We start from the raw sequence: 11,123 nt of genomic DNA, 5'->3' as shown, positions 1-11,123 counted from the left end.
ATCTCCAGAGTCTTTTTTTGAGATGCGGGGCAATGCGACATTCTTTGCCGACAAATGCGGAATGTTTTTGCGCACTTGCTGCCTTTGGGCACGGATCGAGATGCAATCGGCCTATTTTCGAGAAGAGCGAGAGAAATTTTCCCGAGGCCGCGCGGCTGCGCGTAAACCCGTACCGTGCGGCGACGCGTGAAGGGGCTAACCTGAACGTCTCGAAAGCCAACGAAAACGACGCCCATGAAGCTCTTCTACTGGCCGAAGACGCGCGCCTTCCGCGCGCTGTGGATGCTCGAAGAAATGCGCGTGCCGTATCAGCTCGAGTTCGTGAACATTCGCGCGGGCGCGCAGAACGATTCGAACTTTTGCCGCGTCAATCCGATGTCGAAGCTGCCCGCGCTGGAAGACGGCAGCGTGCGTGTGGCCGAATCGGGCGCGGTGCTGCTTTATCTCGCGGATCGCTATCCGGAAACCGAACTCGGCGTGCCGCTGCACGATCCGTCGCGCGGCCGCTTTCTGCAATGGATGTTTTTCACCGGCTCGTGTCTCGAACCCGCGATGGCCGAACGCGTGACCGGCGCGCAGGGCAACACGGTGAGTTTCGGCTGGGGCGATCTGGCGCGCGTCGAGCATGCGTTCGAGAACGCGCTGGAAGAAGGGCCGTGGCTTCTCGGCGATCAATTCACCGCAGTCGATATCCTCGCGGCGAGCACGCTGCAGATCGCGTTCATCGCGAAACTGATCGAGCCGCAGGGCGTGCTTTTCGATTACGTCGAACGCTCGCTCGCGCGCGAAGGCTACGAACGCGCGTCAGCGATCGATCGTCGCGAAGCCGAGCGGCTCGCGCTGAATACGCAGATCGGCGTCGCGCATCCGCCGCACGACGATTAGGGAAACGCGCGCGGCTTCGGAATGCCCGCGCCGGCTTCGATATCCGACACCGCGCGCCGATGCGCAAGCTCGACGGCTTCGGCTTTGTCGGCGAGACCGTCGTCGCCGCCGACGGTCGTCCACGGCTGAACGGCCTTGTCGTGATGACGGATCTCGTATTCCGCGTCCCAGCGCGAGCCTTGCAGCTCGAGCGGCCTCACGTGGATGGCGTAGACGCCGTACAGGAAGATCTGCTCCGGCATGATTTCCTCCGATGCAGGCGCCGCGCGGCCGCCTACAGTTCGATTTCCCCGAGGATGCGGTGCGCGAGCGCGCGCGCTTCGTTGAGCGCTTCTTCTTCGTCGCCCGATGCGGCTTCCACTTCGTAGAGCGTCGCGTCGGTATCTTCGCCGTCGTCGCGGGCGAGCGAGACGAGGCCCTGAAACTGGCCGCCGTCGATGGCGCGCACGCCGATCGTCGCGGTATAAATGCCTTTCGTGTAGGTGGTGTCTTCCATGATGGATTCGCCTCCAGGCAAGGACGAACCCATGCTAGCACGCTGATATTTAACGCGTGCGACGCCCTTTTCAGGTCATTTCAACAGATCTTCGACCTCGTCCAGCGAAGGCGAATGCGCGCCCGAATGACGGCACGCCGCCGCGCCCGCCGCAAGCGCGAACTTCAGATGCTCGGGCCATTCGCCGTGACGCGCCATCAGGCTGTAGAGCAATCCGCCGATGGACGCATCGCCCGCGCCGACCGTGTCCGCCACTTCGACGCTCGGCGGACGCGCGCTGAATTGCTGGTCGCCGGCATAGAGCGTCGCCTGCCCGGAGCCGCGCGTGACGAGCACGGTGGCTTGCGGATTCATCGAGCGGATTTTTGCGAGGGCGTCGGCTTCGGGCATGCCCTTGAAGAGCATGTGCAGATCCTCGTCCGACACCTTGATGAGATCGGCGAGGCTCGCCATGTTGCGCAGGATCGGCTCGTAGCCGTACTCCATCAGATTGCGATAGTTCGGATCGAAGCTGATCTTCACGCCGTGCTCGCGCAACTGGCGGGCGAGCGCGGCGAGCGTCGCGCCGAGCGGCTGGCGCACGAGACTGATGCAGCCGAAATGCGCCCACTTCACGCGCTCCATCCAGCCTTGCGGCAGCCGCGACGGATCGAACGCCAGATCCGCGCCGTTCTCGCCCATGAAGTAGTACGTGGGCGGCTGCGTCTTGTGGACGATCGCGAGCAGCGGCGGACGTTCCACGCGCTGCATGAAACGCATGTCGAGCCCCGACGAAACGCTCGCTTCCCACAGGTCGTCGGAGAAATTGTCGGTGCCGAGCGAGCCGGCGCAGGCCGTCGGCAGTCCGAGCCGCGCAACCGCGCGCGCGACGTTCCAGCCCGCGCCGCCCGGACGCGAAAGCCAGCTCGACACGTCGGTGCGAATCATGTCGGTGAGGATGTCGCCCGCCGAGACGAATTGCGGGAAGGTGGGTTGCTCGCTAGCCATGCTTGTCACCGTTGAGTCGAGGTCGGGCCGAGCGCGTTCAACGCTTCGTAGCACGCGCCCATGGTGTGATAGTCGGTCTTGCCGGCGGGACTTTTCTCGTCGCCGTACTTGCGGTTGTCGCACGTGAGAATGCGATACCACGCGCCGTATTCGTGATCGACAAAATGCGCCCAGCTATAGCGCCACAGTTCGTCGTAGCAGTCCCAGAAACGCTCGCGGCCCGTGCGCGCGCCGAGCAGCGCCGCCGCCGCGAAGCTTTCCGCCTGCACCCAGAAATACTTGTCGTGGTCGCAGATGGTGTCGTCCGGGCCGAAGCCGTAGTAGAGGCCGCCGTGACGGCTGTCCCACGCGCGGTTGAATCCGGCGTCGAACAGTTCGACGGCGCGCGGCGCGAGCCACGGCAGCTTGCGATGCCGCTCCAGAATCAGCAGCAGCTTCGCCCATTCGATCTGATGACCCGGCTGAAAGCCCCACGGACGGAAGATGTTCGAGCTGTCCGATTCGTTGTAGTGCCAGTCCACGGACCAGTCGCGGTGAAAGTGTTCCCACACCAGCCCGTTCGACAGCTTTGCCTGCCGCAGCGTGATATTGCCCGCGATCTTTTCCGCGCGATCGAGGTAGATGACGTGGCCGGTCGCCTCGTACGCGGCGAGCAGCGCCTCGGTTGCGTGCATGTTCGCGTTCTGCCCGCGATAGTCCGAAAGCTGCCAGTCGGGCGTGGCTTCGTCGGCGTAGAGGCCGGCGTCGGCGTCCCAGAAACGCTGCTCCATGAGCGCGAAGGTTTCGTCGATCATCGGCCTGGCTTCGTCGATGCCCGCCATCGCGGCGTGCGCGCACGCGAGCAGCACGAACGCCATGCCGTAGCAATGGCGCGTGCCGTCGAGCGTGCGTTTCTGCCCGTCGCGCCACTCGACTTCCCAGTCGTAGCCTTCGTTGGCGGCGTCCCAGTGCGCGTCGCGGAGGAATTCGAAGGCGTGGCGCGCGTCGTCCTGATAGCCGGCGTCGCCGAAATGGCGGTAGGCCATCGCGTAGTTGAAGACGAAGCGCGTGCTGCTGACGAGGTGGCGCGTCGTGCGGTCGTAGACGCTGCCGTCGTCCTTGAAGAAATGGAAGAAGCCGCCGGACGGATCGCGTGCGTTCGGCGCGTAAAACGCGAGCGTGTCGCGCACGTGCGCGAGCAGGAAGTCGCGGCTGCGGAAGTCGATCGCGGTTTCCGCTGACGCTCTTTCCGCGATGGCAGGTGAGGCGGTCATGTTCATGGCGTGCTGATGTCCTGTTTCGTGCCCGAGCTCGCGCGAGGAACGAAATTGACGGCGACGAGCGTGTCGGCCTGGCTCGGCGGATTCGATTGATCTTCCAGCAGCAATTCGACGCCGCGGCGCCCGAGCGCTTCCTTGTCGACGGTCACGGTCGAGAGCGGCGGCGTGCTTTGCGCGGCGGCCGGAATGTCGTCGAAACCGACGAACGCGACGTCGTCCGGCACGCGCAGCCCGTGCGCGAGACAGACACGCATCGCGGCGAGGGCTGCTGCATCGTTATAGGCGAAAACGGCGTCGGGCAGGGGACTGGATTGCGCACGGGCATCGGCGATCAGGCGCTCCATTGCGTCGGCGGCGGCGAGATCGGCGGGCAGGCCGGGTTGCGTCACGATTTCGAGTGTCGGATCGAAAAGCTGGCCGGCGTCGAAATACGCCTTGCGATAGCCGAGCGCGCGCTGCGCGATGCTGTAGTGCGCAAGCGATCCGCCGATGAACGCGATGCGCCGCCGTCCCTGCGCGAACAGATGTTGCATGGCGAGCGACGCGCCTTTGACATTGTCGATATTGACCGAGCGAAAGCCCGGCGCGCGCAGGTCGATGAGCACGGTGGGCCGCGCGAGCGAATGCAGATGCGCGAGCAATTCCGGCTCGACGAAGCCCGCAACCGCGATGGCATCGGGCGCGTGCAGGCGCATCTGCTGGGCCAGATCCTGCGTCGGGCCGGCGGTCAGCACGGACGGCACGAGCCGCCGCTCCCGGCACGCTTCCTCGAAACCGTTCAGCACGTGCGAGAAAAAAGGGCTGACAGCGAAATTGTTGTGCTGCCGATGCAGCAGAAACGTCACGCGACGAATGCGCGTGCGCAACTGTCCCGAGTCGTAGCCAAGTCGTTGCGCCACTTCGACGACGCGCTCGCGCGTCGCTTCGGACAAACCCGGCTGATTCTTGAGCGCGCGCGACACCGTCCCGATCGAGACGCTTGCCGCACGCGCGACATCGCGAATGGTGGTGCTCATGGTGGTGTTTCCAGTCTCCGCCTGTTATTCGGTCGACAGTATGTTTACCGCGCCCGACCGATTCGCATGTTTCGGGCGATTGTATAGTAAAAACAGACGACCGAATGGTCTAAAGAGATTGGAGAAAACCAGTAGAGCCTTGATGGATATACGATTCCTTGCAGTTTGTTTGTTTAGTAAAAATCAGAAAACACTACGCCGAAGCTTCCCGGTCGTGGACCGAGCGCTTGTCGGGCGTCCATACGTCGAGAACGAGGTCGTCGTCCCAATAGTGGCTGAGCAGCGGAAGACTCATGCGGCCGCGCAATTTGGCGTGCACGTCGTCGCCGTTCTGCTCCCAGCCTTCTATCGGCCGTCGCCAGTGACACGCGACGACAGCGCCATTGCGCGACAGCGTCTGATGTATGTGCTCGACGATATGCCATAGCTGTGGCTCGTCAAGGTAATAACCGATTTCGCTGATCACGACGAGATCGAACTTGCCGCTTGGCCAGGCATCGGGCAGAAGCATCTGCTTGACGGTCACATTAGGACACTGAGCGACGCGTTGCCGCGTGAGCGCCACGGCATCCTCGGCGATGTCCGTTGCGATCAGCTCGTCGCAGCGCGTCGCGAGCAAGGCGGTCAGCTCGCCGTTGCCGCAACCGGGCTCGAATGCGCGCGCATACCGCTCGTGGGGCAGCGAGGCGAGCATGAGTGCCCGCTTGCGCCGTTCATACCAGCGATTCCTGATTTTCCAGGGATCGTCGTTTTGTCGATACAGGTTATCGAAGTACTGCTTAGTATTGTCGTTCGTGTTGTTCATATGAGTACGACTTCGAAAGGCCGGGTCAGCCGGGCCAGTACATGCTCGGGGAGCACTGGCGCCTGTCCGGTCGTGGAATCGGGATCGAGCTGGCTCCGAAAAGCCTGCACGGCCCGAAGCTTCCGGGCATGCGTCGCGCCGTCGAGAACGATTCGGCGAGCACGGCTCCATGGCACGCGCGTATCGTCAGGCGACGCCCAGTGCCAGGTCCAGAGCGGCACTTCCACGCAGGGAAGGTCGAGCGCTTGTGCCGCGGAATGAACGGCGCGCCCGGCCGCCTCGTGGTCGGGGTGCCCATCATAGCGCCAAGTGGTGAATACGATATCGCCGGGTCGAAGAATTTCGGATAGTGATCCTGACAAGCTCGTTTCGATGCGACCCGGCGCGCCGTCCTGAAGTCCGAGCCTCGTGACCTGCACCTGACGCAGATGCAGCCGCTGAAGGGCCGTTTTCGTTTCCTGCGGACGTACACGCGCAAGGCGTTCCGGCGGCCATTCGGTCGAATCAGGGTGACTCGCGGTGCCGTCCGTGACGGCGACGATGAGTATGTGCCGGCTTATTTCCGAGAGACGCGCGAGCAGGCCGCCGGTGCCGAGCACTTCGTCGTCCGGGTGTGGCGCGACTACGACAGCCCGTCCGCCAAACGGCACCAGTTCAGCAGGATCGACTTCAGGCAGCGCATTGAGACGCGCCCATCCCTGCCATGTGGCCTCGGACGTGCCCTCGCCCGATATCGCGCGGTCGGCTGCGTTTTCGTCGGTTGGCGCTTGTGTGGTCATACCTGCCATGAAGTCCGTCCCTCCTCTATCACGCGCTCGGCGAGCGATGCTTCGTCCCGCTCGGCGTGGCTTTGTCGAATGAATACTGGCAGGTCGGCCATGAGTTGCGCGAAGTGCGCGTCGCGGCACAGCGGCGCGGCACCCAGCGCACGACCTGCGCGCGCCACGACGAGCGCCGCCGCATGCTCCGCCGCGAGGCGTGCGCGAATCGCGGGCGCCATTGCATCGGCATGCGGCGACTGGTTGATGAACGCCGCGGTCTCGCGCAGCAGCGCGGCGGTGGCGCTCAAAGTCGTGTCGATGGCGCCGAGATGCGCGAGCTTGTGCGGCCCTGGCCGATGCTTCGCGTCGCGCGCCACGAATGCCGCGATTCCGGCCGCCGCGCCGAGCCAGCACGCGCCGATCCCCGCGCCGCCGTGCCAGAAGCCGGGGCGCTCGACATACGCGCGCGCAGAACCGACGAGAAGCGCGGGCACGCGCTCGAAATCCACGTCGACGCTCGCGCTCGCCTGCATCCCGACCGCTTGCCAGCCGGCATCGGTGATCCGCACGCCGTCGTGTCTCAGGTCGACGGCGGCGAGCACCGGTTCGTCGCGTTCGTTCCAGGCCGTCACGAGCGCATGCGTGACCGACGCCGCGCCCGAACACCACGCCTTCGTGCCTTGCAGGAGCACCGCGTTTGCATCGGTACCGCCTAGCGCCGATAGCCTTGCGCTCGGCGGCTCGGCGGCCCACACGGCCCATGCGCTTTCGCGCTCCGGTGGCGCGGCGCCGAGTTCGGCGAGGATCGCGAGCGCGTCGGTGTGGCCCTCGTACAGCTTGACCAGCGACAAGTCGAACGCGGCGACTTCACCGAGCGCGCGCCAGCGTTCGGCTGTGTTGCCGCGCCCCGGCAAAGGCAGGCGGTCGAGGCCCGCGCCGATCAGCGCATGCAGCGCGCGGCCCGCGTCTTTCGCGCTGCCGCGTTCAAACGGCATGTCGTCGAGAAACGCGCGCATGGCGGATGCCGTCGTGTGATGTTCGACGTGAATCATCGTCCCTTCCGCCTTCGATGGGTGACGCGTGGTGTGCGCATGCTTGTCCTGTGTCTGTTTCTGCCCGATGTTGAACAAGAGTGTGGCAAGGCACATGCCCGGGCGCCATTCGGCCGAAAGACGTAGGCCAAAGCGTCGGACGATGGGCAACACAATTTCGAAAATCGATGTGAGCGGTCAGGCGTTTCGGCCTATGCCATCCGGCCGAATCGACATCGGCGCGCGGCGGGGCTCAAATGACGCAAAGGCCGCGCGGGGCGGCCTTCGTTAGAGGGAGGAAGAATGACGGTGAGGCAGACGACGCGAATCAACGGCGCGCGGGCGCGGCCACGTTCTTGTCCTGGCGCGCGGGTTCGGGCGCCGTCTTGCGCGAACCCCAGCGTTGCGCGAGCACCGCGCACACCATGAGCTGGATCTGATGGAAGAGCATGAGCGGCAGCACGACCGCGCCAACCGCGTGCGACGCGAAGATCACCTTCGCCATCGGAATGCCGGAGGCGAGGCTCTTTTTCGAGCCGCAGAAGATGATTGTGATCTGATCCGCGCGGGAAAAGCCCAGGCGCTTCGCCGTGAACGCCGTGATGAAAAGCGCGGCCGCCAGCAGCAGGATGTTGACGGCGAGCAGGCCCGCGAGCGTCGAAAGCGAGATCGAATGCCAGATGCCTTCGTTCACGGCCTCGCTGAACGCCACGTACACGACGAGCAGGATCGAGCCCTGATCGACGAACTTGAGCATCGCGCGATGCTTGTCGATCCATTTTCCGATGACCGGCCGCAGCAATTGCCCCGCGACGAACGGCACGAGCAGTTGCAGCGTGATGTTGCCGACGGTCTGCCACGGCGAGCCGGTCGTCGTGCCGTGACCGCTCACGACCAGTCCGACGAGCGCCGGCGTGATGAAAATGCCGAGCAGGCTCGACGCGGACGCGCTGCACACCGCCGCCGGTACGTTGCCTTTTGCCATCGACGTGAAGGCAATCGACGATTGCACCGTGGACGGCAGCGTGCAGAGAAAGAGGATACCGGTGTAGAGCGCGGGCGTGACGAGCGGCGTGAGCACCGGTTTGAGCGCGAGGCCGAGCAGCGGGAAGAGTGCGAACGTGCTGAGCAGCACGACGAGATGCAGCCGCCAGTGCGTCGCACCGGCAACGATCGCCTCGCGGGAAAGTTTTGCGCCGTGCAGGAAGAACAGCAGGCCGATGGCGATATCGGTGATCCAGTTGAACGCAATCGCCGCGCCGCCGCGGCAAGGCAGCAGGCTGGCGACGATGACCGTGCCGACGAGCGCCAGCGTGAAGTTGTCAGGAAGAAGTTTGGGCCGTGCCATCAGAGGTTCTCGTGCCTGAATACGCCGTTCGAAATGTCCGGCGCATTCATCGTCAAGTCAGGAAAAACCATGATTTTCGCCCGTGGCCGATTAAATTGGCAAATTCATTTACAGGATCGATTGATTACCGATGCGCATGAAAGCACGAGATTCTCCACTCGAGGCCGAACTTCGGAGGGAGCAACATTCGGGCCCCGCTTGCGTCAATTTCGCGGCTTCCGCAAACGTCTGTCCAGCACAATTTTCATCACATGATTGGTGATCCGAAACAGTCGGCCGACACGAAAAAACTCTGACGTAACATGGTGTTACAACCATCGCGCAGGTCTAACACTTTTTGGCTCGACTGTCGTCGCGGCGCGAAATAAATTGTTGGGTACACCGGTTGGCGGGTTTTTGCATTGCCTCGATGCAGCGACCCGGATGTTCCGACTACGGCCGGTTGTCCGCCTGAATCGGAAGCTCCGCTTTCGGCGCACGGACGGGAATATCGGTCGGACGCAGGCTGCTTCGACATGACGCTCACTGGCTTTCGCAAGACTACCCGGCTTTTCGCATCCGCTGCGCTCGGCGCGCTGGCGGTGGCGGGTTCGCTCGCGCTTGCGGGGCCGCGTGCCGAATGGCTGTCGTCGGCAGTCTTCGACGATTCCGCCGCGAGCCGGCAATCGCTGCATTACACGCCAGTCGCGGCCAAGGACGGCCTGACGCCTGTCAGCGCCGAAGTGCGCCCCGGCCCGCGCGCCGATCAGGCGGTGCCCCTGCGCGGCGCGGGTTCCATCCGTGCCGACATCACGCGCTACAACGAAGAACGCAGTTTGCCGCGCCAGCCCGGACGTCCGGCGGACGACGGCCGCACGCCGGCCAACGCGAACTATCGCAACTGATTTCCCGGCCTCATCCCTGATAGTTGCCGTTCGGCACGGAACGAGAAAGTATTGACGCGTCCAGTTCCGTTGTCACGATGACGTAATCTCGCCACAGTTACGCGTCGATTTTCTTCAAGAAATACCGCTCTTTTTCCCGCGCGCGGACAATGCGCCCTGCGCGGCGAAATGTCCTATTTCCAAATTTCGAACGGCTTTCGGTGCTTCGACAGGCGCGCCGGTGCTCGCTTTGCAAAGCGTCGAGCATCAAGAAAATCCTCGCGCGCAATTGACACGGTGCGTTCCGCCGCGTGTGTGCGCGGCCGGCATTATCCGAACCGCTATACCCGCAATAACCAAAAACATTTTTGACCGGAAAAATGGTCCGTAAAGATGGTGCCGCTCCACACGCGATGCCACTCTCGCCCACAAAACCGCCAAGCCGGTCAGACGAGGCGAGTGCAACGCTCCTCGCCCGCCAAGCTTTCAATTTTCGACAAAAGACAGGAGAGTTCATGAAGTCAACCGTCAACCGTGCGCCGAAGACTACGGTGAGAGCAACGGTCAAGGCCACCGCAGTTGCCGCAGCGATGCTCGGCCTATTCGCCGCGGGCGCGGCGCACGCGCAATCGAGCGTTTCGCTGTACGGGCAGGTCGACGAATGGGTCGGCGCCACCAAGTTTCCCGGCAGCGATCGCGCGTGGAATGTCAGCGGCGGCGGCATGTCGACGTCTTACTGGGGCTTGAAGGGCGCCGAAGATCTCGGCGGCGGCTACAAGGCCATCTTCACGTTGGAAAGCTTCTTCCGCGCGCAGAACGGCCAGTACGGCCGCTTCCAGGGCGACACCTTCTTCGCGCGCAACTCGTACGTCGGCATTCAAGGTCCGATCGGTACGTTCACGGCAGGCCGCCTGACGACGCAACTCTTCGTCTCGACGATTCTTTTCAACCCGTTCGTCGATTCGTACGTCTTCTCGCCGATGGTCTATCACGTGTTCCTCGGCGCCGGCACGTTCCCGACGTACCGGACGGATCAGGGCGTGGTCGGCGATTCGGGCTGGAACAACTCGGTGCAGTACACGTCGCCTGACTTCAACGGTCTGTCGGGCAGCGTGATGTACAGCTTCGGCAACAACGCCGGCGACGGCCGCTCGAAGAAGTACAGCGCGCAGTTCCTGTACTTCCACGGCCCGTTCGCGGCCACGGGCGTTTATCAGTACGTGAACTTCAACAACACGCCCGGCGACCTGACGACGATCGACGGCTTCGCGACGCCCGGCTACAAGAGCCAGAGCGTCGGGCAACTGGGTGCGTCGTTCGACATGAAGTTCGTCAAGTTCTTCGCGCAGTACATGTACACGAAGAACGACTTCGAAGGCCCCGGCACGTTCCACGTCAACACCGGACAAGGCGGCGTGACGGTGCCGGTCGGCCCGGGCACGGTGATGGCGTCGTACGCGTACTCGCGCAGCAACGGCGGCCTCGACCAGACGCACAAGAGCTGGGCGCTCGGCTACGACTACCCGCTGTCGAAGCGCACCGACGTCTACGCGGCGTACCTGAACGACAAGTACACGAGCCTGTCGTCGGGCGACACGTTCGGCGTCGGCATCCGCGCGAAGTTCTAAGCAGCGCAGACGCCAAAACGAAAACACCGCGCTACGTGCGCGGT

At 63.7% G+C, this 11,123-nt stretch carries 13 protein-coding genes; 3 read left to right on the top strand and 10 right to left on the bottom strand.

Going from position 1 to position 11,123, the window contains the following annotated elements:
* Positions 1-234 precede the first annotated feature (234 nt).
* Positions 235-885, top strand: coding sequence for a glutathione S-transferase family protein (locus NOV72_RS23970; RefSeq protein ID WP_106857045.1), 651 nt, complete (start codon positions 235-237; stop codon positions 883-885).
* Here the strand turns inward: NOV72_RS23970 and NOV72_RS23965 are convergent.
* The 9 genes from NOV72_RS23965 to NOV72_RS23925 form a co-directional block, all read right to left on the bottom strand.
* Positions 882-1,127 (bottom strand): hypothetical protein, encoded by a 246-nt coding sequence (locus tag NOV72_RS23965; protein WP_106857044.1) that lies wholly within the window; start codon positions 1,125-1,127, stop codon positions 882-884. The two genes, NOV72_RS23970 and NOV72_RS23965, sit on opposite strands and share 4 nt — an antisense overlap.
* Positions 1,128-1,159: 32 nt before the next feature.
* Positions 1,160-1,381 carry a hypothetical protein gene (locus NOV72_RS23960; protein WP_106857043.1) on the bottom strand — a complete coding sequence of 74 codons (222 nt, stop codon included), beginning with the start codon at positions 1,379-1,381 and terminating at the stop codon, positions 1,160-1,162.
* Between the two features lie 75 nt (positions 1,382-1,456).
* On the bottom strand, positions 1,457-2,368 hold the full coding sequence (locus NOV72_RS23955) for a carbohydrate kinase family protein (RefSeq protein ID WP_106857042.1): 912 nt from the start codon (positions 2,366-2,368) through the stop codon (positions 1,457-1,459).
* 5 nt (positions 2,369-2,373) lie between these two features.
* Positions 2,374-3,627, bottom strand: a complete 1,254-nt coding sequence (locus NOV72_RS23950; protein ID WP_106857041.1) for an AGE family epimerase/isomerase — start codon at positions 3,625-3,627, stop codon at positions 2,374-2,376.
* On the bottom strand, positions 3,624-4,643 hold the full coding sequence (locus tag NOV72_RS23945; protein ID WP_106857040.1) for a LacI family DNA-binding transcriptional regulator: 1,020 nt from the start codon (positions 4,641-4,643) through the stop codon (positions 3,624-3,626). Before NOV72_RS23945 ends, NOV72_RS23950 begins: the two co-directional genes overlap by 4 nt.
* Positions 4,644-4,836: 193 nt before the next feature.
* Positions 4,837-5,448, bottom strand: a complete 612-nt coding sequence (locus NOV72_RS23940; RefSeq protein WP_106857039.1) for a class I SAM-dependent methyltransferase — start codon at positions 5,446-5,448, stop codon at positions 4,837-4,839.
* Entirely contained in the window at positions 5,445-6,236 is a 792-nt protein-coding gene (locus NOV72_RS23935; protein ID WP_106857038.1) for a PIG-L deacetylase family protein, read from the bottom strand. Before NOV72_RS23935 ends, NOV72_RS23940 begins: the two co-directional genes overlap by 4 nt.
* Positions 6,224-7,357: an acyl-CoA dehydrogenase family protein gene (locus NOV72_RS23930; RefSeq protein WP_342753427.1), complete on the bottom strand. Its 1,134-nt coding sequence runs from the start codon at positions 7,355-7,357 to the stop codon at positions 6,224-6,226. Before NOV72_RS23930 ends, NOV72_RS23935 begins: the two co-directional genes overlap by 13 nt.
* Before the next feature lie 211 nt (positions 7,358-7,568).
* Complete coding sequence (locus NOV72_RS23925) at positions 7,569-8,588, bottom strand: bile acid:sodium symporter family protein (RefSeq protein WP_106857037.1); 1,020 nt, start codon at positions 8,586-8,588, stop codon at positions 7,569-7,571.
* A 515-nt stretch (positions 8,589-9,103) separates the two neighbouring features.
* On the opposite strand from NOV72_RS23925, the gene NOV72_RS23920 reads away from it, so the two are divergent.
* Entirely contained in the window at positions 9,104-9,472 is a 369-nt protein-coding gene (locus NOV72_RS23920; protein WP_106857036.1) for a hypothetical protein, read from the top strand.
* Positions 9,473-9,569: 97 nt separating this feature from the next.
* Here the strand turns inward: NOV72_RS23920 and NOV72_RS32435 are convergent, their stop codons facing one another.
* The gene (locus NOV72_RS32435; protein ID WP_181291153.1) at positions 9,570-9,968 is read right to left on the bottom strand and encodes a hypothetical protein; all 399 of its coding nucleotides are present in this window, start codon (positions 9,966-9,968) and stop codon (positions 9,570-9,572) included.
* Here NOV72_RS32435 and NOV72_RS23915 point away from each other — a divergent pair.
* Entirely contained in the window at positions 9,967-11,079 is a 1,113-nt protein-coding gene (locus NOV72_RS23915) for a porin (protein ID WP_106857035.1), read from the top strand. The genes NOV72_RS32435 and NOV72_RS23915 overlap by 2 nt on opposite strands.
* Positions 11,080-11,123: the final 44 nt, after the last annotated feature.

It is taken from the genome of Caballeronia novacaledonica, assembly GCF_900258035.1.
GTDB lineage: Bacteria > Pseudomonadota > Gammaproteobacteria > Burkholderiales > Burkholderiaceae > Caballeronia > Caballeronia novacaledonica.
The sequence above is the reverse complement of the archived record's forward strand: the minus strand, read 5'-3'. Positions and strand labels throughout refer to the sequence as shown.